Genomic DNA, 23,417 nt, shown 5'->3' with positions numbered 1-23,417 from the left:
AAGGAGTCACACCTCCCGTGACTCCTTTTTTCGAGCCTCCCACTAACCTTTTCTCCTCTGTTTTATCTACCCCTTTGGGATATATCGCTAAGCTTATTGCACTACATCAAGATTCGTTTTTTCATTATCCGTAGCATGCCCACCTTCTTCTTTCCCAGAGGCCTTTGATATGTCATCAACTGCTTTGAATTTACACCCAAATACACCGACGCCCTCTTTGATCACCGCGCGAGCACCGACAAACGTAAAGCCAATAAAGACCAAGAAACCGGACCTCGATTCGGCCATGTTGAATTTGATTGAAGAAGTGAAAAACGAGCTCCCTTTGTATGAGCCAGAAACATTTATCTGCGGGCCAAAAGGAAATTGCACGGGTTGTTCTAAGAAATTACTCGAAATGGTCGACATGGAGATAATGTACTGGGAGCACAAAATTTCAATGGGACAAGGGCCCAACTTCGAAGAACTGCGTCGTTTTGGCAAGTTGTGTAGTAGCGTAAGACGTGGCTTGGAGAGAAACGGATTGGTAGAGAAGCGCCCTATAAGAAGACAAGTATAGCCTAATCGCCAAATTCTGTAATCAAACACGATTTAGGGCGTCCTCGATCGTGTTTGAGGTCGCGTGATACCTGGCCTGACCGCATATTAGCTCCAATCACCTCAATTGGAGTTAATACCATGAAATGGACACATTTACTGTTCACATCCCTACTTTACCTTTGCAATTCAGCCGTCGCGTTTGATGTCGGATTCACTCAAGTCACCTTAACTGAGGACCCTAATCGCCCGCTAAACACTGCCATTTGGTATCCCACACAAGATGTATCAGACACAACCTTGATTGGCGATAACCCCGCCTTTATCGGCACACAAGTCATTAAGGATGGGGAGATTCAATCAGGCACTTTTCCTATGGTGCTTTTATCACACGGCTATCGAGGAAATTGGCGGAACCAAAACTGGTTGGCGACCAAACTTGCGAGTCGTGGCTACATCGTGGCGGCCGTTGACCATCCGGGAACCACCTCTTTCGACCAATCCCCAAAACAAGCAGCGACATGGTGGGAAAGGCCACAAGATGTGTCACGTATGCTGGACTACGTGTTATCCGAAACCCCATGGAAGCAATCAGCCAATGTCGACAATGTTACCGCAATTGGACATTCGTTAGGTGGTTGGACTGTGATGCAATTGGCGGGAGCGAAAATAGATAGAGCAACTTTTGAGGCCAATTGTCAGGCATACCCCAACCCACGAACTTGTGGGCTTGCGGAAGAACTAGGGCTAGACAAAATACAGGATAAAGAGCCAAACAAAAAAGACCTTTCAGACCCTCGTATTCAACGTGTCGTTAGCCTTGATTTAGGGCTTGCGCGTAGCTTCTCAGTCGGAAGCTTAAAAGACATCAAAGTGCCAACCTTGATACTTGCAGCTGGGGTCGACATTGGAGATCTTCCTCAAGCATTAGAGTCTGGCTACATTGCTGAGCACATTCCTCTGAATGTAAGACGGTACAAAGTCTACGAAAAAGCGACCCACTTTAGTTTCATTCAAAGCTGTAAGCCCGGTGCTATAGCACTACTGAATGAAGAAGTGCCAGGCGATGGCATTATTTGTAAAGATGGCGTTGGGACATCACGCGACCAGTTGCATCAACTGTTCTTCAATGACATCGCTCGCTTTCTAAATTGATAAACAAAAAGCAAACACACTCACTCTAACACTTGTGGTGAACTTCGAAACTCACTCGGAGTTTGCCCAGTTATCCTAGAAAACTCCCTATTAAAATTAGACTTGGTCTGAAAACCTGAGCTTAGGAAAATCTCAGTTATCGCGTCATCAGTTTGCTCAAGCAGAGTCTTAGCATGCTCAATTCGATAAGCGTTAATCACCTTCGAAATGTTCTGTTGGTGAGTTTGATTAACCGCAGACGATATCTTGCGAGCAGGAATGCCTAGCTTTCGTGCCAAGCGATTGAGAGACAGATCTGGATCCTTGAATACTTGGTTATCTCTCATTAATGCATCGAACTTAGCCATAATCTGCGCGGTTTCTTCAGCTTGGTCGTCACCTGTGCGACTCTTTGATGTGGTTAATGTATCAACCTCTTCAGAAAAGCGTTGTGACATGGAAGGTGAGGTCTGAGCATGCTTGTTATTTACTTCAGCTGGTGTACTTATACTGACCACCATCACGGCGAAAACAACGGCTGGAATAAGAACAAGGTAGCTAATCGATAAGATCAGGTTAGTGTGCTGCGCATTCAACAGCAAAATGTCGTAAGAAAGCGCACTATCAACCAAAGCGGAGAAAAGCAGCATTACACCTGCAACCCGTTCAGCAACCAACACTTTAGGTACATCGGTTAGCCGCACTTGTTCTGGCATGCGCAATGACGACTTCAACAGCAAACTGCCATATCCGAGATAGAGTAAGATCAGCAATACATCAAGAGTTCCCGCCCAGACATACCCATAAAAGAGTGAACCAACTAGAACAACAATGGGGCCTAGCCAATGCAAATGCGTACTAGATTGACTTCGATGAGCTCCCGCAAAACAGAGCCAAGCTGCCACGGGAACACTCGCACCAAGAATTGGTTGCAAGAAGCGAAACAGCGCAATGTCTACCGTCCATCGCAGTCCCACCACCGTCACCATTAGCGCACACAGAATGATAAACCAAAATGGTTTTTGACTGGTTTGTGGGTAACGGCATCGAAGCAACACGCCTGTCATCAATAACAACAGCGCAGCGACAAATGGTAAGGGAATGGCGAGCATCAAAATTCCAGTGTTAATAACAAATTACGCGGTTTTTGCCGCGGCTAGATAGCGTTGACAACTTGAGCTCATGGTAATCCATTAACCATATGTAATAAAGGCTCCATCAAGGAGCCTTCGTTTGAATTCAATTGTCACTTAATTTGAGTAACTGCCATTAGATTGAGCAGCTTGACGCGCCGGATGATTGATAAACACAGCAATCACCGCCATGATAGCCAATGCGAAGCAGTAATATGAATTAGATACGATATCTAACGGTGACAGGTTAAAAACAGACCCCAATAGTAAGACCTGAGCGCCATATGGCAGAACGCCTTGAACCACACATGAGAAAATATCCAACAAGCTCGCCGCTCGACGCGGTGACACATCATTCTCTTCCGCCAATTGGCGAGCGACACTACCCGATACAATGATCGCTACTGTGTTGTTTGCAGTACACGCATTCACCATTGAAACCAGACCGGCAATACCTAGCTCACTAGCACGCCCATTCGCTTGCTTAGAGTGTTTAGAGCCAAAGGCACGAATCACACTGCTCACTAGATTAGTTAGGTAAGCCAGTCCCCCCTGACGGCGCATCAACTCACTCAGACCACCAATCAGCATCGACAACAAGAAGATCTCTTGCATGTTACCAAAGCCTGAATAGATATCTTGTGCGTAGTCAGTCAAGCTGTAGCTATCGACACCCACTAGGCTCACACAGCCTGCCAACAGGATACCGGTGGTCAACACCACGAATACATTCATCCCAGAGACAGCGAACACCAATATCGCCATGTAAGGCATTACTTTAAGCCACTCGATATCACCCGTGTCCGGCACTTGCGTTGCTGTACTGTTCATCGCAAAAATAACGATTGCAATTAATGCTGCGGGTAGAGCGATACGGATGTTTTCTTTGAACTTATCACGCATCTCACAGCCCTGAGAACGCGTCGCCGCGATTGTGGTATCAGAGATAATCGATAAGTTATCGCCGAACATTGCGCCACTCAGTACCACGCCAGCCGTCAGCGGAAGGCTCATTCCAGAAGAGTCGGCAATACCAAGAGCAACTGGCGCAACCGCCGCAATCGTACCCATTGACGTACCCATCGCAGTTGCAATGAATGCTGAGATCAAAAAGATCCCCGGCAGAATCATACTTGTTGGAATCGCAGACAAGCCAAGGTTAACCGTCGCGTCTACACCACCCGATGCTTTAGCCACCGCTGCGAATGCGCCTGCCAATAGGTAAATCATACACATAGCGACGATATCTGGGTGTCCTACACCACGCATAAAATGCTCGATGCCTCGGTTGATCTTCTCTTTGCTGATCAGCAAAGCAACCATAATCGCCGGCAGTGTCGCGATAGGTGCTGGCAGCTGATAAAACGCGAAATCAACGCCTTGATAAGAGAGGTAACTCCCGACTCCGATGAACAGAGCAAGAAAGATAATGAGCGGGATCAGCGCAACCGCACTCGGAGCGATTTGCGCATTTGAGTGTTTAGAATTAGACATGGAACAAACTACTATAGAACAGGAGGGCGAAGACTAATCCCACCCTTGAGACTTGTCAACGTCTAGACGTCTAAATGTCCAATTTTAAGTGGATTTACGCTATAGCTGGGGCTCAACGATAACAAATTGTTTACTGCCCGCAATTGGAACATACCAATCACCGCCCTTCACATAAAAGGTCGCATCATCAATGGTTACCGTTGTGGTACCTGAAGGCAGCTTATTAACCAAGCTACCAACATCCGAGTTTGAGGACGTGGTTGTGGTCGTTGTAGTAATCGACGTCGACGATGAAGTCACGGGTGGGTTTTCAATATAGATATATTGATCGCCACTGCGTTTGTAATAGACATTATCAATCACCGCATAGCTGATGCCAGCCAACACAATATAACTCGTGTGCTTTGGCATTTTGTAATAGTAGTAACTGCGATGTTTCGGCACTTTTTTGATTGGTCGATAAACAGGTTTAACCACCACAATCTTCTTAGACGGCTTGTAAATCGGGTGAGGTTTCGCGGTTGCAGACAAAGGGAAAATAAGACCTGCCGTTACCAGAATTAGGGTTGCGCCTCTTGCAGCTTGAGCGTTAAACATAATGATCACCAAGAACTAAATCATCTATTCATTTTATCAATCCGAATATCAGCTTACGTAAAGCAAACGTAAAGGTGCGTAAAGAGACGCGCTATGACTCTCGATACAAAAAAGCCACCGACTGAGTCCAATCGGTGGCTTAAATACTTAATAATCACTTGCAGCGGTTTTCTTACTGCCCGTCATTTTAGAGGTAGTTACAGCTTCCACCACGCTTTGGTTTCTGCCGTCCCCGCTAGTTGTAGACGCTCACCAATGATCGGTGTGGTGATCTCTACACCACGTTCTTTACTGATAGAAGATGCTTGCTCAAGCGGGTCTTGCCAATCGTGCATGGACAAGTCAAAGGTACTGTTGTGAATAGGCATCATCACCTTACCTTTTAGGTCGATGTGAGCCTGAACACTCTGCTCTGGGAACATGTGAATATCCGCCCATAGTGAGTTATAAGCCCCCGTTTCAATCATAGTGAGATCGAAAGGACCGAATCGTTCACCGATCTCTTTAAAGCCATTAAAGTAACCAGAGTCACCACTAAAGAAAACTTTCTTATCGCTACCCTCTATCACCCAGCTGCCCCAAAGGGTTTGGTCGCGATCGAGTAAACCACGGCCAGAGAAGTGTTGAGTCGGTGTCAAAGTAAAATCAATACCTGCTGCAGTTGCAGACTCCCACCAGTTCAGCTCAACGATTTTCTCTTTCTCGACACCCCATTTTTCCAAGATTGCACCTACTCGTAACGGCACGAGGAAAGTTTCCACTTTTTGCGCTAGCGCGGTTACTGCTGCTTTGTCCAAATGGTCATAATGGTCGTGGCTAATCACTACCACATCGACATCAGGCAGTTGCTCGATTGAAATTGGTGTTGGGTGGAAACGCTTTGGCCCCATCCATTGCACTGGAGACGCACGATCGCTAAAGACTGGGTCCATCATGACCAATTTTCCATCCAGCTTCATCGCAATACTTGAATGACCTAAACGGTAGACAACGTCTTCTTGCTCTTCAACCAACTGCGCTTTGGTCATCGGCATCAAAGGTAATGCCGTTTTTGGTACAGGCTCTTTACGTTCTACAGTGACGTAAGCTTTAAGGATAGAGAAGATATCTGACATACCTGATTTGTATTCAAGCTCGCTGTTCGCAAACTTCTTAGGCAAGTTATCAAGCTTCTCACTTGAATTTGAATATGCGGTTACAGTCGCTGCCACGGCAAGTACTCCTACAATCGGTAATAGATATTTTTTCATTCAGCTCTCAGTTTGTTTTTGCTCTGGATCGTAGACCCAAAAGTAAACTACACCGATGAGTTTACCTTTAAATCACCAAAAGTAAACCAATGAGTGTAACTTTATTGATGTTATTTTCATCAAACAAATAAAATTCAAATTAAATCATATGGTTAAAATCACCACTCAGATCATCTATACAGTTCAAGGCAGAGGCATATCTGTATAAATATCACTCAACTCTCACTTCTAAGATTGATTTATTGACCTAAAGGTCAATTTTTAATTAACATTTGATTTACAAATGATGAGCCGAGAGTTTGGGAAAGGAGTCTAAATTGAATCTCACTATACGAATGAAAGCGATCTTAGCGACGATCATCGCAGCGCTTTCCATTATCAGCCTGATGGGCATTTACTCGTTTCAATCAAGTCGCTCGATTTTGATCGACAGAACATTCGATAGAGAGCTCCCGGCATTGTTAGGCGAAGTTGGTAATGAAATCAGCCTCAAGTTAGAGACGCCAATTCTTGCGTCTAAAATGATGGCCCTGTCTCCGCTAATCACCTCTAGGTCTGCATCGACAGGAGACCTAAGTAACTATCTCACAACGATCAAAAATGAGTTCAATGCCATCAGTGCGTACTTTGTGTCATTAGAAACGGGGGCATACCACACTCACAATGGCGTTTTAAAAACAGTGTCGCAAAGCGAAAGCAAAGATCAGTGGTTCTATCAATTTATTCAATCAAACCAGCCGTTTGAGCTTTCTCTTGATATCGATGGGGCAACGGGCACCCCCACCCTATTTGTTAACTATAAAGTCATTAAAGAGGGCAAGCGTGTTGGTGTGGCAGGCATTGGATTAACACTGGAGAGTATTACTCAATTAATCAGTCACTACAGTGTTGGTAAAGGAGGTATTGTTTATCTGGTTGATCAGCAGGGTGTGATTAAGGTTCACCCCACTCAAAACTTAGTTGGGACATCACTTGAAGAGTTAGGTGTTAACGCAACACAGTTACTTGCCCAAACAAACACAGTTGTGACTGAAAGTATCATCGACAACAAAGCGCAAATATTAGGTTCAAGAACAATGCCAGGAACAGGGTGGACGCTGATCACTCAGATTCCTAAAGCCGATGTTTTAGAAGAGCTTAACGGCTTCAGCCAAACCATCATTTTCATGGCGCTGTTGATTGCGGTTGTCTATACCCCTATCGCCGCTTGGGCAACCAATAAACTCTTGCTGCCCTTTGTCGAGGTTGCCGAGCTTCTTCAACAAATTGGTAAAGGGGGCGGCGATCTTACGCGCCGCTTAGACGATTCACGTCATGATGAAATCGGTCAAATTGCCAGTGGCTACAACCAGTTCGTCGAATATTTGAGTCACCTACTAACCGATGTATCCAATACCGGCAAACAGATATCAGAATCGATTCAAAGTGTTGACCGGATGGCTCAATCGATGGAGCAAGACCTGAAACAACAAACCAGCCAGATAGAACAAGTCGCGACCGCTATTCATGAGATGGGCGCAAGCTCGGATGAGATCGCACAGAATGCCAATGTTGCAGCCGACAGTGCCACGAGCGCGTCCAATGCGATCAACATAGGTCAAGAGTCCGTGTCGGTGACTTCTGAAAGCATCGAGCACATGAATCAACAACTGAGCGATACCACTTCAATCATCAACCAACTCGCTGACGACGCCAACTCCATCGATACCGTGCTTGATGTCATCAATGGAGTATCAGAACAGACTAACCTACTTGCTTTGAATGCGGCGATTGAGGCGGCGCGAGCGGGTGAACAAGGTCGAGGCTTTGCAGTGGTTGCTGATGAAGTCAGAACGCTCGCCTCACGCAGTCAGGCTTCTACCGAAGAGATACGCGGGATTATCGACCAGCTCCAACAGCGCACCCAACAAGCCGTGGGGGCGATTGAAGCCAGTACTCAGCTAGGTGTGAAGTGCCAAAGCGAAGCCTCAAATTCAGAACAACAGCTGTCGACTATTTCTCTGAGTGTGGATGAGATGAATGCGATGAATATCCAGATAGCTTCAGCAACGGGAGAGCAATCGAATGTGATCAACGAAATATCACCTCATATTTCAGGTATCTCAGAGATTGCTCGCGAGAACGATATGATGGTTGAGAAGACCGCGCAAGAGTGCACTCACTTAAGAGATAAAGCGGCGCACCTTACCAGTTTGGTCTCTCAATTTAAGTGCTAGCTAATCGACCGACCACACATCCTTAAACTCTGGCCATCCCCAGTTGGTGATGGCTACGTTCTTGAGAATACCTTGAAACCTCACCGTTTGAAGATGATGGAACAACGGCAACAGCCAGTAGTCAGTGACCAGGCTAGTCGCAATCGGCTCAAGACGCTCTAGGTAATCTTCCAGCTCGACCGATGCTTTGTGTTGATCGAGCTGCAACTTCAGCCATTCGCTGCTCTGTTGTCCGAGAGCTGAATGCAGAACAGGATCATTCATCAGCCATGAAAATAGAGACGACGGCGCGTTGTCATCGAGATTCAGGTTACACAGAATTAGGTCTTCATTAAGCTGATTGGCTTGCGAGCGCTGAGTTAAATCGCGGAAGCTATAAGTATTAACCTCAACTTCGACACCTTGAAATCTCAGTAGGTCAGCGATACTCACAGCACAGCGATACAGAGCGTAGTAATCATAAACTGCGATGGTGAGTTTACGTGGCAAAGCACAAGGCGAGTTTGGCATGCGATACACAGGGCTCCAGCTAGGTAAAATGTTGTTAGCATGCTGCAAACCGAACATACCGCGATTCAACTCTAACTGTTCGTGTACCAAGCTCGGCTTGAAGCAGTCAGCAAGAAACTTTCTTTGTTCAATGGTCAACATTTGCTGTGATGCATTGTGGTTGAACAACACGAACAAGCAACCATCTTCAACACGACTGTATTGTTCGTCTGTTTCGGTTGCATTCACATCTCGGCCAAGCTGATGGAAGCACGAAGCATCTTCCTCTGGCGCCACTTGAATTTCACTCTGATCAAAGTTGGTCACTTTAGCGAGCTCTTCTTCAAATTGCCAAATTGTCACTTCATCCGTAAGCGAACGCGTACTGAAAAAGTGCTCAAACGCTTTCAACTTAATACGCTCTGCATCGTGCTCCGCAATCATAAATGGTCCACTACCGACAATATTTGGAGCAATCAGTCCTTGCAGTTGCGCTGCGGGTTGAATGGAGTATTTAACACCAGCTAATAAGCCCGCAAAACCAGTGTCCGCTTTGGAGAGCTTAAAGCAAAGACGAAGCGGTTGGTCACTGTAGACTTGTTCAACATGCTCTAGCTCTGATTGATAGAACGAGTGCGCTTTCAGTTGCTCAAACAACAGCACCAGTTGCTCACCATCGATAAGCTGTCCGTTATGGAAGGTTAAACCGGGGCGAAGATAGAAGGTCCAAGTTTGTGTCTCACCGTTGTAATCCCAGTGATGCGCTAGCTCAGGTTTGAGTACCCCATCACTGCTGCAACTGACCAAACAGCTGAATACTTGCCTTAACAAAAAGCGCTCACTGCTACGGTGAACATGGTGAGGGAAGAGCGCTTCAAATCGACGTTTATAAGTCAGTTGAACGTGCAGTAACCCTTGGCGTAAGGTTGCACCGGATGTCTCTTGTAGCAAGGAACCAAACACGGTGCGGTCGTCGTCAAGTACAGCCAACGCTTTTTCATACTTACCTTCGGCGATCAATTTACTCGCAATATGACGATTAAGCCCTTGCACATCGTAGCGCAGAGTTAGATTAGAACGCTGGTTTCTACCGGCTTTGGGCTCCCACACTACCCATTGCGCCTGATGCATTCGCCCTAGCAAGGTTCGCGCATGTCTAACACTAGTAAACATCAAATCGGCCAATTCAGCCAAGGTGACCGCATGTGGGGTATTGGCATCAAATGAGGTCAGCCTTGCGTAGTAACGCATCATATTTACATCAGACAAAATCAGAACCTTTGTTTCACTCGTTTTCCTAATAAGCCCAATTATAGAGCTTTTCAACAATAAATCTGCCACTTAATCCAAAACTAGGAACAACGTAAAAATAAACCGTCTGTTTATTACTTCCCCATTATCGATAAAATGGCTTTACACAAACAGGTAACCCAGTGCCAAACACCAACCTATCTGATGAAGGTGATATGCCATGAGAAAATACTATTTATCCCAGTTTTTACGTACGAACAGTCAACTTGAAAAAGAAGCGCTTCGTGCACTTTTAGAGCTATGTTGATCCACTAACGAGTACACATTTCCTCGCTAAGTTATGCGAGTCGAACGCCACTTAAACAGCTCCTGCCCCCAATCAGAGTTTGGTTTCGGCTCGCTTTCCCCACTCAAAAGCCCCCGCATCCCTTATGTACCAATAACTCAAACCCTTCATAAATTTCTGTTGTCGACTCGACAAATTTAATTCGTTTTCTTAGTTGTTCGAAAAGCCTTAAGGTTCGCCCCGAAGCAAACAAGGAGCCTCAGGAAATAGACCGAGGACCTAAAAACAACTTACTAATTTGCACATACCAATCAGGTATTTACTAAGGAAACGCCATGCGTATCGCAATTCTTTCTCGCAACGAAAATCTATACTCTACCGCTCGTCTAAAGCAGGCTGGAGAAGCTCGTGGTCACCAGGTCGATGTTATCGACACGTTGCACTGTGACATAGATATCGCGAGTAACAATCCGAAGATTCGCTACATGGGTGAAGAACTGCCTCAATACGACGCAGTGATCCCACGTATTGGCGCTTCCATTACCTTCTACGGTACTGCGGTTGTTCGTCAATTCGAAATGATGGGCACTTTCTGTATCAATGAATCAGTAGCGATCAGCCGCTCTCGCGACAAACTACGCTCACTACAGCTTTTGTCTCGTAAAGGTGTTGGTCTACCAAAAACTGGCTTCGCCAGCCGTCCTGACAAGATCCAAGATCTGATCAAGAACGTGGGTGGCGCGCCTTTGGTTATCAAACTACTTGAAGGTACTCAAGGTATCGGTGTGGTATTGGCTGAAACCAACAAAGCAGCAGAAAGCGTAATTGAAGCATTCATGGGCCTAAAAGCAAACATCTTGGTTCAAGAGTTCATTGAAGAAGCAAAAGGCGCAGACATCCGTTGCTTTGTGGTAGGTAACAAAGTGATTGCGGCAATGAAACGTCAAGCAGGTGAAGGTGAGTTCCGCTCTAACCTGCACCGTGGCGGTACTGCTCAACTGGTTAAACTAACTAAAGAAGAACGTGCAACGGCGATCAACGCAGCAAAAATCATGGGCCTAAACCTATGTGGCGTCGATATCCTACAATCTAAGAATGGCCCTGTGGTAATGGAAGTGAACTCTTCTCCAGGCCTAGAAGGTATCGAGAAAGCGACTGGCAAAGATGTTGCTGACATGATTTTCGAATTCATCGAAAAGAATGCAAAACCAAATGCAAACCGTACTCGCGGTAAAGGCTGATATTAGAAATATTTAAACGGTTAAGATGACCATGTAAGCCGTTAACTGATGATTGGAATAATTATGAACAACAAAATGATCATAGGGAACACTGAAGCACTTTGCTTACCTGAGTTAGGGATAACAGGATTGCACACGCGCGTAGACACAGGGGCAAAAACCTCTTCTCTACACGTAGACAACCTACTTTGCTTTAAAGAAGATGGGCAACGTTACGTTGAGTTCGATCTACACCCAGACGTGTACCACCTAGAAGAGACCGTGCGTTGCACCGCGAAATTAAAAGCGAGCAAGAAGATCAAGTCTTCGAATGGTGAAGTAGAGACACGCTGTGTGATTGAAACACTACTGCGTATGGGTGGTCAGCAATGGCTGATCGACCTAACGTTGAGTAACCGTCAAGACATGACTTACATGATGCTTTTAGGGCGTCAGGGTATGAGCAATAAAGTGATTGTTGACCCAAGTGAGTCTTTCTTACTGAACTGATCCTGCTCTTACGCGAAACCGTAATTTACGCAGAGTCCAAATAAGCTATTTTGCCGAATACGCTTGTATAATTTGCTACTCGTCCTACACAAAGGCCAGTCATAATGACTGGCCTTTGTCTTTTAGGATTGCTTTTTATCGATAAAGCCAAACCGCCAAATCGACTTCAACAAACTCTTGCATTTAATTTTAGTCACGCGCCAATGAGTCACAGGCCTGCGTGGTGCACTTACCAACAAATGCTCAAATGCAGGTTGATCGAAAGCCACCTGCCCTCCATGTGCCACCAGCAAGGTATCTAGGTGCAGATCATAGATCCGCTCTACTGATTGACGGTACTTATTGGGGTGAAAGATAGGAAATGGAGGAATCAATTTCTGTTTCACTTCCACCATCAAATCGGCGACGTAGGCCAATCGCTCTGAGGGGCAATAAACAGACAAATCCCTATCAGTATGACCAGGAGTTTCCAGTACCACCCAATCCTCAAAACCGGGAATAGTCTCACCATCCGACAACTTAAAATCTGGCTTTAACTTACGTGAGTACCAAAGGTTGGCTTTAGGCCTACCTAACCGATTTGCCATCCAACGTGCCAACGCCAAATCCGTCAGATGCATTAGCATTCCGTCCCAACGTGCGTACCAATCGAACTCCCGGTCAGCGGACACCAACTTACAACCCGTTAAGGCTCGCAGTTTATGTGCCGCCCCTGCGTGATCTGGATGCATGTGCGTCACCACAACAGTATGTAAGTCATGGAAATCGCGCCCAAGGTCTTGTTCGATAAAGGACTTTAGATGTGGAATGTCTGCTCGGCATGCGCCATCAAGCAATAACAAACGATCAGGGTACTCCACCAAGTACATGTCTTGGATATACCCTTCAATAGTGTGCAGTTGCAAAACGACTCCTTGTTCACTGCTAACTGGTCAGACCTATACAATAGCAAAATCATCCACAAATGTGATCATTTTGTTAAATAAGGCTGTCGTTACACACGAAATCAACAGCGAACGCCCCAAGTAAAGTGACAGCGTCACCAAAGTTATACCTGCATACTTTAGGTTATCGTGACGACAAACAACCTGATTTGTTGGCGTGAGATATTCGGACTATATAGGTGCCCCTTAATCAACTATCCGAGTGCTTTACATGAACCAACTGATCGACGCGTTATCTACCCAAGGCTATTTTGTTTGGGATGACTTCCTCACGTATGACGAAGTTGTGGCATTGAGGGACTGTATTCCAGACAACTGGAAAAAGGCTAGGATTGGCCGTAACGAAGAAGTCATGCGCGAGTCGAGCATTCGCAGCGATAAAATCCAATGGTTGAGCCGCGACATGGGACAACCCGCTTCGCAATTTCTAGATAAAATGGAGCAGATCCGTTTGGCGGCAAACCAAGCTTTTTTCCTTGGGTTATTTGAGTATGAAGCGCACTTTGCAAAATACGACAAAGGGGATTTCTACCAAAAGCATCTCGATTGCTTCCAAGGCAATGAAAACCGCCGCCTAACTACCGTGTTCTATATGAACGATGAATGGTCTGAGCAAGATGCAGGGGAGCTAGTGGTGTATGACTTAGACGATAACCACGTAGCAACCATTCCCCCAAAAGCGGGACGTCTATTTGTGTTCTTCTCGGAGCAATTTCCGCACGAAGTGCTGCCAACCAATACCGAGCGTTTTAGTATCGCAGGATGGTTCCGCATTAATGGCGTGAAAGATAATCAACTGGATATCGCGCACTAATTGCCGACCAAAACCCCGAGATGCGCCTCAATTGAGGTGCTTCTCACACTCTTCATATCAACATCAATGCCCATGCACTCTAACCAATCCGATGCAAACTCAATTTGTGCATCAAGATAACGACGATAACTCATTTATCCTTTAGACTTAGTTTATGCATGAATAACAATGCGTTGAAGAAGGAAACACTATGCCTCCTATGATTGTTGGTCACCGTGGTGTCGCAGGGACGCATCCTGAAAACACCAAAGCAAGTATTGAACAGGCAGCTATACTTGGCCTGAAATGGATTGAAGTCGACATCCAGCCTACATTGGACGATCAACTGGTAGTGTGTCACGACCATACGCTTGAGCGCTGCAGTGACGGTACAGGTCGCGTCGACGAGCATACCTTGGCAGAGCTTAAACAGTTCGATTTTGGCTCGTGGAAGTCGTCAGAGTTTGAAGATGAGAAAATTCTGACTCTCACAGAGCTGTTGGCTTTGGTTGAAGAGCTCGATCTGAGCGTTAATTTAGAGGTGAAAGTCGATACCCGCCACCAGCCAGCACACGTAGTTGAACTGCTTCACGATGAGTTGATCCGTTGTTCGATGGATACCGACCGCATCCTGATTTCTAGCTTTAGCCATCGAGTGGTTGAAGAGGTGAAAAAGCACATGCCTCAATACCGAGTCGGCATGATCACCGAGCAGTTAACACAGGAAGATAAAACGACTGTTGAGAGTGTCAACGCCTTCAGCTGCCACTTAAATTACGCCAACCTGACTCAAGCTGACATTGAATACCTTAAGCAGACAGGACGAGAAATCTGGTGTTACACCGTCAACCAAAGCGCAGACTTTGAGTATATCAATCACGTCGATGCTATCTTCACTGACTACCCTACTCGATTCATAGCTCAATAGAGCTAAACAGAATCATTCGAACAGAGTGGCACTCATTACCATTCGATAATGATTGGAGTGCCCATTCTAACTAGGTCAATAAATTCATCCATCTCTTGATTGGTGATAGCGATACAGCCATCTGTCCAATCAAAACTCTGAACATAACCAGAAGAACGGCGCTCTCCGTTCTTTAGACCGTGTATTTTGATATTACCACCCGGATAAATGTCGTATTTCTCTGCCCACTTGCGATCCGATGGCGCCGGATAGCTGATATGTACAGAACGATAGAACTCTGACTCTTCAAGCACATAGTCAAGGTAATAACGACCTTCAGGGGTTCGGTTGTCACCCTCAAAACGTTTATGTCCCTTCGGCTGCTTACCTAAGGCGATTCGATATTCGCGTACTAATGTGTCTCCACTCATTAGGTACATACGTCTTGCAGACTTATCAACCTTCACCATGGTAACAGCTAGCTGAGAATACGATGGCTTAGATAGTGTAAAGCTCTCAACAACAACAGGGGTTCCAGCCCAACTTAACGTGAGAAACGAGCAGGCGAAACACATTAGTACAGCAATGAAACGACTCATACATCCTCTAACGACATAGACATGATTCGCGATTGGGTCACCATTCCCAAAGACTCATAGAAACGTTGCGCATCCTGATTAAACTCCATCACCTCCAAGCGCAGCTCTGTCGCACCATTAGACTGTGCCCATTGATTGAAGCCGCGCATCAACTTTTTACCTAGACCTTGGCCTTGAACGTCATCCCCGACCACTATGGTGTTTACTCGCGCGACTTTATGGTCTTGAATAAAACTCACGCCGTTATTCTGTGTAATTTTTCCAGCCAGAAAAGCGACGACCTGTTCATCTTGTTCAGCAACTAAGAAGTGCCCTTCCGGCTCTAGCATTAAGCCTAGCCAATACGCTTCAGAGCCGCTATCTGCTTCTTCAGGGGAACTAAAAACCGTGGGAGCGCCTTGATGATGTTGGCGATTGATCTGATGAGAAAGCTTTAATATGAATTGAATATCGGACACTTTGACCGCGCGTATACGCATAATAACTACCTTGTTTGCAATTAGTTCTACCTTAGCAAAATCCGCCATTCACTGCACAAGCCACAACAGGTAAGCATGGCCTGAGTAACATTAATAATATTAGGCTAACTACAACAATAATTTGTTCCGCAATTAACGTCCTTTTCGTTTACACCCAGTGCTACTATCTCAACACACCAATAAGAAGGACGGAAAAACCGATATGATTAAGTTTGCTGTAATTGGCACCAATTGGATTACTCAAAAATTTGTACAGGCTGCACATGAAGTTAACGCCATGCAATTAACCGCCGTCTATTCTCGAAATCTAGAGAGCGCAGTTGAGTTCGGCAAGGAGTTTGGCGTAGAGACTCACTATACAGATATAGACGAGCTTGCTAACGATCCGGCCATTGATGCTGTTTACATCGCCTCACCGAATTCGTTCCATTGTCAGCAAGCAATCATGCTGATGGAGCACAACAAGCACGTTATCTGCGAGAAACCTATTGCTTCAAATATTCGTGAAGCAACCAAGATGTTTGAAGTTGCCAAAGACAACAATGTTGTTCTATTCGAGGCTTACAAATCTCAATATCTCCCTAACTTTCAAGCCGTTCAACAAGCGTTACCTAAGATCGGTAGAATCCATAAAGCGCACATCAGCTACTGTCAGTACTCGTCTCGCTATCAACGATACCTAGATGGAGAAAACCCAAACACGTTCAACCCCGCTTTCTCAAATGGCTCGTTGGTGGACATCGGTTTCTACTCTGTAGCCGCAGCTGTTTCTCTGTTTGGGAAGCCTCAGAGCGTTCAAGCATCAGCACACCTACTAGAATCTGGGGTTGATGGCCACGGCAGTGCCATCTTCTACTACCCAGAATTCGACGTGACCCTAGCGCACTCTAAGGTCAGTGACTCTTACGCATACAGCGAGATTCAAGGTGAATTAGGCGCGATTCTGATCGACCATATTGCAGAATGTACACAGGTTAAGATTCAGTACCGAAATGGCGATGTTGAAGAGTTAAGCCAACCACAACGCGAGAACTCGATGTGCTACGAGGCTGAGATGTTTGCTCAAGTGCTGAAAGGTAACAAAGAGGCGCAATCACAAGCGCAACAGCGCGCGATCACCGTGTCAGAGCTAATAACAGAAATGCGTCGTCAGGTTGGTGTGTATTATCCAGCGGACGAACTTTAAACATATTTCTCTAACCCTATGATTTTAAATGATCGACTTATCTTGAATAACCTTTCGTTGTCTTGACGACAAATTACCTGATTAGTCGATCACTGGATCATCTGATTAAATCCGCCTTCGAAAAGCAAAGTTAATTTTAATTTATTGAAGGTGTTTAAAATGTTTTCAATCGAAGATCGTGTTGTAGCAACAAAGGGTATCGAACTAGGTGAGATGGTAGTAACAGGCCTAAGCTCTGGCGGTTTCTACGTTCACGTTTCAACTATCGAGGGTGGTCTAACACTAACTTACCCTATGCAAGATCTTAAAAAAGCATAATTAGACGTTTTTAGCTCGCGATTGCGCGCAATTAGAAACATCAACGAATTAGGGCCTTGGTCAATACACTCTTCTGCATTGGAGTGAATTACCAGGGCCTTATCTATTTCTGCGACCCACTACAACTTCATGCCTCACCCAGCTCCTTGCGGGTTACGAAATTTCTATTACATTTCAATACAAGTACTTATGGTCTTAAATAAGTTCTGATACATTAGCGTTATCTTATGCTTTGGAAAGCTTATACATTTAAGGGGAAGCCATGAAGCTTTATATCTATGATCACTGCCCATTCTGCGCCCGCGTCGCTTTCGTTGCACGCTCGCTAGGGCTGACGGTGGAACTGGTGTCAGTCGACTATCATGATGCACAGACCTTGATTGATCTTATTGGTAAAAAAATGGTGCCTGTTCTTGAAAAAGACGACGGTTCTATCATGGCGGAAAGCCTAGACATCATCAGTTACTTTATGGATCTTGCGAACAGCGATGAACCTCGAGAGCCTGCAAACCCTGTAACCCAGTTCCAGACTCGCGCTTTCCCACTCACACAGCGTATCGGTCGCCCACGTTGGTGGAAACTAGACCTACCTGAATATCGCACCGAAGAGAGCAAAGCAGCTTGGCGCGAGAGTAAAGAGACGGAAGAGTTCAACTTCGACAAACTGATTGAACAGACTCCTCAATTCGTACAGTTGATCAATCCGTTGTTAAAAGATGCAGAGTTATTGCTTAACTTCGAGAATGGTGAATCAACTCTGCCTCTTATCGATCAGGCAGTTTACTTCTCAATGCTCCGTGGCTTCTATGTTGAGTCGAGTATTGAATGGCCGCCAAAACTGGATCGCTGGATGGAGCGAAAGAGTCATGAACTCGGTGTTGGGCTGCTTGAATAGACTCATACCAATCCCAATAAAAAACCGAAGTCTAGCGCTTCGGTTTTTTATTGGGTGTAGTAATACGAATACGCGGTTTACTAAACCTGAGCAACTTTGCTCATGATGGATTTAAGCTCTTGTACCAACTCTGGATGCTTTAACTGTCCAGCTGCTACGTCGAAATTATCGTAAAAGCTTGGTACCGATAAATGCCCTTTCACATCCGCGTCAAAATACGGCGCAGAAGCCACAGCTGAAGCTAGCACTGAACTTGCCCCACCCGCGCCGGGTGACGTCGCTAGCATCACGACAGGCTTACCTTGATACACCTTCATATTAATGCGAGAGACCCAGTCAAAGATATTCTTAAACGCTGCCGTATAAGTCCCATTGTATTCGGCAAACGAAATCACAACGGCATCTGACTCACTAATCTTATTAAAGAATCGATGAGCCAACTCTGGAATCCCTTGGTTCTTTTCACGCTGTTCGCTGTAAATCGGCATTTCAAAATCATTCAGGTCTAATGTCTCCACCTCCGATCCTGTAACAAGGCCTGCTGTGTATGTTGCTAGTTGTTTGTTGATAGATTCCGTGCTGTTGGTTGCGCCTATTGCTAATATTTTCATTATTAAGCCTCTGGTTTGTCTAAAAATGGAATAAATGCTTGGTAAGAAATCTTAGGTTCCAGACCAAAGTGCTGTTTCAGCGCGTGATAAAAGTCCGATTCGTTCTCTAATTCGATCTCTTGCTCCACACCACCTTGTCGAATCTTTAATGTTCGATTGAATAAAGTCGTAATACCCTCATCAGTTGGTCTTGCGACAACACAGTTTTGAGTAAACAGAGAGCTTGGATGAGTCGAGGTAAAATAATTGCCGTATTCCAAATCATTCCAAACTACATGGTTCATATCCAAGCTATACATATTTTTCCACGCGTCTTCTTCGAAGGTCTGCAGCATGTTTCCGAACAGTGGATCTTTAACAAAACGAAACGTTTGGAGATCGGTTTTGATCTCTTGATTGAATATCAGCGGTAGCGGTGCTCGTGGTGTGCTGGTGCCAAAACCGGCGTCGACAATCCACTGTTGATCGTCAATGGTCACCAAATTGATACGATGACCATGTCCTGTTGGTTGCTCACCAAAATGCACACGAGCAAGCAGAGGTCGAATGGTAAATCCAAGGTATGAAAGGACATTGAATAGCAACCCGTTGAGCTCTTGGCAGTAACCGCCTCGCTCGCCTAAAACCAACTTCTCGAATATCGCCTGTTGCGTGATATCAATCGGCTCACCGTTTAAGATCGCCAAATTCTCAAATGGGATTGCGCGGTGTTGATGATGGTGGATAAGCCTTAGTGTCGATTCATTAATCTCAGGTTGATGGATCAAGCCAATTCGTTGGAAGTACTGTTCAATCATTTTTGGATTCATATCATGCCTTTATATTTAGTTGGAGAGCCGCTCTCCTTATCGCTTGGTTGGCATCATAAAACCTCAAGTTAACTTTAGGTAAAGCACTTTTTTCATTTATTTTTTTAGATTGATTTCACTTCATTTAAAAAATAAAAAAGCGAGCTCAGTGCTCGCTTTTGGTTGAAGACTCTCTGTTCCGTTTAGCTGGCGCTTTTCACCTTGAATTGGCCGACGATACTCTGCAGTTTCTCTGATAAATTGACGAGCTCCTGGCTAGACTCAACGGTTTGCTCCGCGCCCGTAACGCTCTCTTTGGTTATACGGTTCACGTTAACCACATTTTGGTTTATCTGCTCGACCGTGACACTTTGCTGCTCTGAGGCACTCGCACTTTGTGTGCTCATGTCAGTGATACGGCTGATGGATTGAGTGATGACATCAAACGCATGGCCTGATTTTTCGGCATTGACGACGCTCGCTTTAGCAATATCACTACAAGTTCCCATGCTGCTGACCACTTCTTGAGTTCCGGCTTGTAAACGCTCAATCAAGCTCTGAATCTCAGAGGTAGAATCTTGCGTACGCTGAGCAAGGCTTCGAACCTCATCTGCCACCACAGCAAAGCCTCTTCCTTGTTCTCCAGCCCTAGCGGCTTCTATCGCTGCGTTAAGAGCCAATAGATTGGTTTGCGCCGCAATATCTAAAATCACATCAAGAATACCGCCAATATTGGTGGCCTCGCGGGACAAGTCTTCTAATCGACTCATTGTGCCATCAATCTCAGATTCTAAAGAATTAATACTGTCTGTAGTCTGTTCTACAACCGCCTGTCCTTGTTTCGCTTCACTACTCGCTTCTTCTGCAGATTGAGCAGTATCAACCGCATTACGCGCCACCTCTTGAACAGAAATCGACATCTGATTCATTGCGACTGCAACTTGATCAGTCATCAACATCTGTTCATTGGCGCCTTTGTTGGTGGCGACAGTAATGTTGGTGAGTTGGGTAGATGAGCTGCTTAGACGCTCACTCGCGACCATCATATTGCTAATAATGGTTTTTAGGCTGTCTGCCGTAGCTTTCAGAGCATCGGTTAACTGGCCGATTTCGTTCTGCTCACCCTTTTCAATCTTAACCGTGAGATCACCCTTCGCCAGTTGTTTGGCAACACCAATCACATATTGAATCTGCGCAGTAATATTTCTTGAAATGAAGGCACCAAACCCAAAGCAGAACAGTGCTGAAGATACGCCACCAGCGACAATCACAATCAACGCCAGTTCTGAGGCTGTTGTCGCAGCCTCTTTACGCTCAACCATCAAGCCTTTTTCGATATCGATGATCTCTGCAACTTTGCCTCGCAGAGCATCCATAAATTGCTTCCCTTCTTTTTTGGACAACTTGGCGTAGAGAGCATCAATGGAATTAAACCGGTTTGCTTGTCGGACTAAGGCAATAGCTTGCGACGCGTAATCATCGATCCATGCGCGAACATCTCGAGCTAACTTGGAGTTACCCATAAAAGCGAGCTCTTGTTCTACTTGCTCTAAGCCATTGTGATAGGGTTCGAGGAACTCTTCTTGGCGATTCAACATAAAGCCGCGTAAGCCGGTTTCCATGTTGATCATATGGTTGATGAGTCGCTCACCATTAGGATACTGACTCGAGGCGGCTTCTTTTCTCAAGGCATCCATTTTTTGTTTACCGACACCACTGGCAATCAGGGATTGCAACTCATTAACATAAGTCTCACCTTCATAGATGCTTTTTCGAAGTGAGATAACCTCTTCTGCATACGCCTGCCAACCCAATGCGAGTTGCTTAACTTCATCAAATCGAGCCTGTTGAGGAGGATTGTCGCTAGTTAGATTCCTGACTGTGGTGAAACTATCATCAAAAGCCTTTTGACCGAAATAGTAAGGTTCTAAATACTCTTCCTGCCCCCCAATCGCATACCCTCTCAATCCGGTTTCGCGGTCGACCATGGAGTTAACTAGTCGGTCGGAGTGATCGATAACTTGATACGTGTGGGTGACCATATCATCAGTGTTATTGAGTGTTTTGATGGAGTTCCAAACGACAACACACAGCACAACCAAAATACTGACGGTAATTATGTTGCCAATAAGCAAGCGATTTCGGATCGAAAGTGACGATATTTTCATAAGCAGTTTTCCCTAACCTTTGTGAACCTGACGTCTATCTTTGTAATTAATTGTCGATTACTTCAGTAACCGTACTTAAAAGCATAGATAGTCGTTGCGCAAACAGGCAAAGAATAAATGCCACTTATCTCATATTAAATATGTATACAGATGTGAATATAGGTTTTACTTGAACATATTCGTTCAAGATCTAATAGCACTCAATTCCCCACTCCATATTGATGAAATGTTCACCTGCCGGCGCATTGTAATCTTGAAATTCAATTCTCGCACTCACTGTGACGCTAGGGTATTCACGCAGGAAATCGGCTTCTAGTTCAATGCCTTGCTGCCAGAAATCGACGTTGCCTTGGTAACGGAAAGCACCATCTACCCGAAAGTACACTTGCGACGGGTCAACCGTGCCCTCAAAGCTACCGAGGTCAAAATGGACCAGTTTTAGTCTCACACGCCCACCTTTTCTATTCGATGTCAGCTCGAAGTTCAGTGCTTGCCCATCATAGCGATGCCCAAAATTTAACTCTCCGGCGTTATCAATTACTTTGATGCCACATTGCTCATGCACATGCTTAGAAAATCTGAGGCTCTTATGCTCTGTGGCCGCAAGCCCGTGTGACGCATGGAGCATCATAAAAGCGAACAGACAAATCTTGATTTTCAATTGACTATCACCCTTACAATAAAGTCTCTAACTGCTTTTTTGGTAGACGTTTCAGTATTTTTTATTTGATCATTCTCTAGTGATACCAAATATGTAGAGTTAATGGATATCTTCTTATCGTTATATTTATACTCTACAATAAGGTCGCAGGATATATATTCATCACGTGCATGATTAATCATGGTAGAAGAATAATCATAACGACTACTTACATTCATTAACTCTACTTGAGTCCAATTAATATATTCCGAGCTAGATAACCCATCAAATATCCGATTCTCATGATATTCTGATCCACTCTCACAAAGTTTATTAAACTCTCCTCCATTTTTATGATCTTTATTTTTCTGACTCAGCGCATAAGGAGAAAGAAACAGCACTAGGAAAAGAAATAACATTGTTTTCATCACTCGACCTAAAAAAACCTCCTATGAGGGTTTTAGTTGTTAATCACATTCGATAATCCAATTGGTCACCAATTCATAATCATCTGCATCAAGGTTACTTTCGTCGATGGAAACTCGAGCGGCTAGATTAACTAAGTTGTTCGACCGAAGGTCATCACGCGAGAATTCAATCCCTTCTTCCCAGTCTGGAGCACTCATGTCTGCCGACACTGAACTCTCAGCTCTAAAGTGGACATCATTTTTAGTGACTTGGTCACCAAGGTCTTCTGTCTTGATTGGCTCGACTCTAAACTCAATCTTGCCGTCTTTCTCATTGTTAATGAGTTTTACTTGGGCGGTTGAGTCGAGATAGTTGTCGCCAAAAGCAAGATCTGCCGAGGCTGCCGTTACATCGATACCACACTGCTTTTCCACTTTAGCCGAAAAGGTCACATCGCCACTGGTAACTTCTTCATCTCCATGACCCGGAGGCACTGCATACGCCGTTGACACAGACAACACGCCACAGGCTGTCATTAGCATTAACTGCTTTCCCTTACTCATC

Annotated in this window: 24 protein-coding genes and 1 pseudogene; 10 read left to right on the top strand and 15 right to left on the bottom strand. The window is 45.1% G+C overall.

What is annotated here, in order from left to right:
• Nucleotides 1-169: 169 nt before the first annotated feature.
• Nucleotides 170-559 carry a hypothetical protein gene (locus KI743_RS05715; protein WP_285465525.1) on the top strand — a complete coding sequence of 130 codons (390 nt, stop codon included), beginning with the start codon at nucleotides 170-172 and terminating at the stop codon, nucleotides 557-559.
• 119 nt (nucleotides 560-678) lie between these two features.
• The gene (locus KI743_RS05710; RefSeq protein WP_285465524.1) at nucleotides 679-1,692 is read left to right on the top strand and encodes an alpha/beta fold hydrolase; all 1,014 of its coding nucleotides are present in this window, start codon (nucleotides 679-681) and stop codon (nucleotides 1,690-1,692) included.
• 20 nt (nucleotides 1,693-1,712) lie between these two features.
• Here the strand turns inward: KI743_RS05710 and KI743_RS05705 are convergent, their stop codons facing one another.
• From KI743_RS05705 to KI743_RS05690, 4 genes are all read right to left on the bottom strand, one after another.
• The gene (locus KI743_RS05705) at nucleotides 1,713-2,783 is read right to left on the bottom strand and encodes an AraC family transcriptional regulator (protein ID WP_285465523.1); all 1,071 of its coding nucleotides are present in this window, start codon (nucleotides 2,781-2,783) and stop codon (nucleotides 1,713-1,715) included.
• A 138-nt stretch (nucleotides 2,784-2,921) separates the two neighbouring features.
• The gene (locus KI743_RS05700) at nucleotides 2,922-4,298 is read right to left on the bottom strand and encodes a Na+/H+ antiporter NhaC family protein (RefSeq protein WP_285465522.1); all 1,377 of its coding nucleotides are present in this window, start codon (nucleotides 4,296-4,298) and stop codon (nucleotides 2,922-2,924) included.
• Between the two features lie 99 nt (nucleotides 4,299-4,397).
• On the bottom strand, nucleotides 4,398-4,895 hold the full coding sequence (locus KI743_RS05695; RefSeq protein WP_285465521.1) for a DUF6515 family protein: 498 nt from the start codon (nucleotides 4,893-4,895) through the stop codon (nucleotides 4,398-4,400).
• A 197-nt stretch (nucleotides 4,896-5,092) separates the two neighbouring features.
• On the bottom strand, nucleotides 5,093-6,145 hold the full coding sequence (locus KI743_RS05690; protein WP_285465520.1) for an MBL fold metallo-hydrolase: 1,053 nt from the start codon (nucleotides 6,143-6,145) through the stop codon (nucleotides 5,093-5,095).
• Nucleotides 6,146-6,462: 317 nt separating this feature from the next.
• Here KI743_RS05690 and KI743_RS05685 point away from each other — a divergent pair, with 317 nt between their 5' ends.
• Entirely contained in the window at nucleotides 6,463-8,361 is a 1,899-nt protein-coding gene (locus KI743_RS05685; RefSeq protein WP_285465519.1) for a methyl-accepting chemotaxis protein, read from the top strand.
• Here the strand turns inward: KI743_RS05685 and KI743_RS05680 are convergent, their stop codons facing one another.
• Nucleotides 8,362-10,119 (bottom strand): SgrR family transcriptional regulator, encoded by a 1,758-nt coding sequence (locus tag KI743_RS05680; protein WP_285465518.1) that lies wholly within the window; start codon nucleotides 10,117-10,119, stop codon nucleotides 8,362-8,364.
• A gap of 603 nt (nucleotides 10,120-10,722) precedes the next feature.
• On the opposite strand from KI743_RS05680, the gene rimK reads away from it, so the two are divergent.
• Entirely contained in the window at nucleotides 10,723-11,628 is a 906-nt protein-coding gene (gene rimK / locus KI743_RS05675) for a 30S ribosomal protein S6--L-glutamate ligase (RefSeq protein WP_032550186.1), read from the top strand.
• Nucleotides 11,629-11,691: 63 nt separating this feature from the next.
• Entirely contained in the window at nucleotides 11,692-12,117 is a 426-nt protein-coding gene (locus tag KI743_RS05670) for a RimK/LysX family protein (RefSeq protein WP_032550185.1), read from the top strand.
• 122 nt (nucleotides 12,118-12,239) lie between these two features.
• On the opposite strand, the gene KI743_RS05665 is transcribed toward KI743_RS05670, so the two are convergent.
• Nucleotides 12,240-13,022, bottom strand: a complete 783-nt coding sequence (locus KI743_RS05665) for an MBL fold metallo-hydrolase (RefSeq protein WP_285465517.1) — start codon at nucleotides 13,020-13,022, stop codon at nucleotides 12,240-12,242.
• Nucleotides 13,023-13,272: 250 nt separating this feature from the next.
• Between KI743_RS05665 and KI743_RS05660 the strand changes: the two genes are divergently transcribed.
• Nucleotides 13,273-13,875, top strand: coding sequence for a 2OG-Fe(II) oxygenase (locus KI743_RS05660; protein WP_285465516.1), 603 nt, complete (start codon nucleotides 13,273-13,275; stop codon nucleotides 13,873-13,875).
• Here KI743_RS05660 and KI743_RS05655 read toward each other — a convergent pair.
• The gene (locus tag KI743_RS05655; RefSeq protein WP_285465515.1) at nucleotides 13,872-14,009 is read right to left on the bottom strand and encodes a hypothetical protein; all 138 of its coding nucleotides are present in this window, start codon (nucleotides 14,007-14,009) and stop codon (nucleotides 13,872-13,874) included. The two genes, KI743_RS05660 and KI743_RS05655, sit on opposite strands and share 4 nt — an antisense overlap.
• Before the next feature lie 56 nt (nucleotides 14,010-14,065).
• On the opposite strand from KI743_RS05655, the gene KI743_RS05650 reads away from it, so the two are divergent.
• Nucleotides 14,066-14,782 (top strand): glycerophosphodiester phosphodiesterase family protein, encoded by a 717-nt coding sequence (locus tag KI743_RS05650; protein ID WP_285465514.1) that lies wholly within the window; start codon nucleotides 14,066-14,068, stop codon nucleotides 14,780-14,782.
• 35 nt (nucleotides 14,783-14,817) lie between these two features.
• Here the strand turns inward: KI743_RS05650 and KI743_RS05645 are convergent.
• Together KI743_RS05645 and KI743_RS05640 are read right to left on the bottom strand one after the other, a co-directional pair.
• Nucleotides 14,818-15,237: pseudogene (locus KI743_RS05645) on the bottom strand (murein L,D-transpeptidase family protein); the annotation flags it as partial.
• A gap of 119 nt (nucleotides 15,238-15,356) precedes the next feature.
• The gene (locus KI743_RS05640) at nucleotides 15,357-15,839 is read right to left on the bottom strand and encodes a GNAT family N-acetyltransferase (RefSeq protein ID WP_285465513.1); all 483 of its coding nucleotides are present in this window, start codon (nucleotides 15,837-15,839) and stop codon (nucleotides 15,357-15,359) included.
• A 202-nt stretch (nucleotides 15,840-16,041) separates the two neighbouring features.
• Between KI743_RS05640 and KI743_RS05635 the strand changes: the two genes are divergently transcribed.
• From KI743_RS05635 to grxB, 3 genes are all read left to right on the top strand, one after another.
• Nucleotides 16,042-17,025 carry a Gfo/Idh/MocA family protein gene (locus KI743_RS05635; RefSeq protein ID WP_285465512.1) on the top strand — a complete coding sequence of 328 codons (984 nt, stop codon included), beginning with the start codon at nucleotides 16,042-16,044 and terminating at the stop codon, nucleotides 17,023-17,025.
• A 159-nt stretch (nucleotides 17,026-17,184) separates the two neighbouring features.
• Nucleotides 17,185-17,343, top strand: coding sequence for a hypothetical protein (locus KI743_RS05630; RefSeq protein WP_150868588.1), 159 nt, complete (start codon nucleotides 17,185-17,187; stop codon nucleotides 17,341-17,343).
• A 262-nt stretch (nucleotides 17,344-17,605) separates the two neighbouring features.
• Nucleotides 17,606-18,238, top strand: a complete 633-nt coding sequence (grxB, locus tag KI743_RS05625; protein ID WP_285465511.1) for a glutaredoxin 2 — start codon at nucleotides 17,606-17,608, stop codon at nucleotides 18,236-18,238.
• An 80-nt stretch (nucleotides 18,239-18,318) separates the two neighbouring features.
• Here the strand turns inward: grxB and KI743_RS05620 are convergent, their stop codons facing one another.
• The 6 genes from KI743_RS05620 to KI743_RS05595 all read right to left on the bottom strand — a co-directional run bounded on the left by KI743_RS05620 (nucleotide 18,319) and on the right by KI743_RS05595 (nucleotide 23,416).
• Nucleotides 18,319-18,849 carry an NADPH-dependent FMN reductase gene (locus KI743_RS05620; protein WP_285465510.1) on the bottom strand — a complete coding sequence of 177 codons (531 nt, stop codon included), beginning with the start codon at nucleotides 18,847-18,849 and terminating at the stop codon, nucleotides 18,319-18,321.
• Nucleotides 18,850-18,851: 2 nt separating this feature from the next.
• Entirely contained in the window at nucleotides 18,852-19,658 is an 807-nt protein-coding gene (locus KI743_RS05615; RefSeq protein WP_285465509.1) for an arylamine N-acetyltransferase, read from the bottom strand.
• 182 nt (nucleotides 19,659-19,840) lie between these two features.
• A complete protein-coding gene (locus KI743_RS05610; protein ID WP_285465508.1) occupies nucleotides 19,841-21,805 on the bottom strand; it encodes a CHASE3 domain-containing protein in 1,965 nt (654 codons plus the stop codon).
• A gap of 190 nt (nucleotides 21,806-21,995) precedes the next feature.
• Entirely contained in the window at nucleotides 21,996-22,253 is a 258-nt protein-coding gene (locus KI743_RS05605; RefSeq protein WP_285465507.1) for a hypothetical protein, read from the bottom strand.
• 209 nt (nucleotides 22,254-22,462) lie between these two features.
• A complete protein-coding gene (locus tag KI743_RS05600; RefSeq protein ID WP_285465506.1) occupies nucleotides 22,463-22,873 on the bottom strand; it encodes a hypothetical protein in 411 nt (136 codons plus the stop codon).
• Nucleotides 22,874-22,912: 39 nt separating this feature from the next.
• Entirely contained in the window at nucleotides 22,913-23,416 is a 504-nt protein-coding gene (locus KI743_RS05595) for a hypothetical protein (protein WP_150868582.1), read from the bottom strand.
• Nucleotide 23,417 lies beyond the last annotated feature (1 nt).

Source organism: Vibrio sp. D420a (assembly GCF_030248625.1).
GTDB lineage: Bacteria > Pseudomonadota > Gammaproteobacteria > Enterobacterales > Vibrionaceae > Vibrio > Vibrio fortis_A.
This window is presented reverse-complemented; position numbering and strand designations above follow the sequence as displayed.

Bases quoted from the DNA above. Each gene is read 5' to 3' on its own strand.
- KI743_RS05620 (WP_285465510.1), bottom strand. From the start codon at position 18,849: ATGAAAATATTAGCAATAGGCGCAACCAACAGCACGGAATCTATCAAC.
- KI743_RS05640 (WP_285465513.1), bottom strand. From the start codon at position 15,839: ATGCGTATACGCGCGGTCAAAGTGTCCGATATTCAATTCATATTAAAG.
- KI743_RS05615 (WP_285465509.1), bottom strand. From the start codon at position 19,658: ATGAATCCAAAAATGATTGAACAGTACTTCCAACGAATTGGCTTGATC.
- KI743_RS05610 (WP_285465508.1), bottom strand. From the start codon at position 21,805: ATGAAAATATCGTCACTTTCGATCCGAAATCGCTTGCTTATTGGCAAC.
- grxB (WP_285465511.1), top strand. From the start codon at position 17,606: ATGAAGCTTTATATCTATGATCACTGCCCATTCTGCGCCCGCGTCGCT.
- KI743_RS05635 (WP_285465512.1), top strand. From the start codon at position 16,042: ATGATTAAGTTTGCTGTAATTGGCACCAATTGGATTACTCAAAAATTT.
- KI743_RS05695 (WP_285465521.1), bottom strand. From the start codon at position 4,895: ATGTTTAACGCTCAAGCTGCAAGAGGCGCAACCCTAATTCTGGTAACG.
- KI743_RS05655 (WP_285465515.1), bottom strand. From the start codon at position 14,009: ATGAGTTATCGTCGTTATCTTGATGCACAAATTGAGTTTGCATCGGAT.
- KI743_RS05690 (WP_285465520.1), bottom strand. From the start codon at position 6,145: ATGAAAAAATATCTATTACCGATTGTAGGAGTACTTGCCGTGGCAGCG.
- KI743_RS05650 (WP_285465514.1), top strand. From the start codon at position 14,066: ATGCCTCCTATGATTGTTGGTCACCGTGGTGTCGCAGGGACGCATCCT.
- KI743_RS05715 (WP_285465525.1), top strand. From the start codon at position 170: ATGTCATCAACTGCTTTGAATTTACACCCAAATACACCGACGCCCTCT.
- KI743_RS05630 (WP_150868588.1), top strand. From the start codon at position 17,185: ATGTTTTCAATCGAAGATCGTGTTGTAGCAACAAAGGGTATCGAACTA.
- rimK (WP_032550186.1), top strand. From the start codon at position 10,723: ATGCGTATCGCAATTCTTTCTCGCAACGAAAATCTATACTCTACCGCT.
- KI743_RS05595 (WP_150868582.1), bottom strand. From the start codon at position 23,416: ATGAGTAAGGGAAAGCAGTTAATGCTAATGACAGCCTGTGGCGTGTTG.
- KI743_RS05670 (WP_032550185.1), top strand. From the start codon at position 11,692: ATGAACAACAAAATGATCATAGGGAACACTGAAGCACTTTGCTTACCT.
- KI743_RS05660 (WP_285465516.1), top strand. From the start codon at position 13,273: ATGAACCAACTGATCGACGCGTTATCTACCCAAGGCTATTTTGTTTGG.
- KI743_RS05710 (WP_285465524.1), top strand. From the start codon at position 679: ATGAAATGGACACATTTACTGTTCACATCCCTACTTTACCTTTGCAAT.
- KI743_RS05705 (WP_285465523.1), bottom strand. From the start codon at position 2,783: ATGCTCGCCATTCCCTTACCATTTGTCGCTGCGCTGTTGTTATTGATG.
- KI743_RS05700 (WP_285465522.1), bottom strand. From the start codon at position 4,298: ATGTCTAATTCTAAACACTCAAATGCGCAAATCGCTCCGAGTGCGGTT.
- KI743_RS05600 (WP_285465506.1), bottom strand. From the start codon at position 22,873: ATGAAAACAATGTTATTTCTTTTCCTAGTGCTGTTTCTTTCTCCTTAT.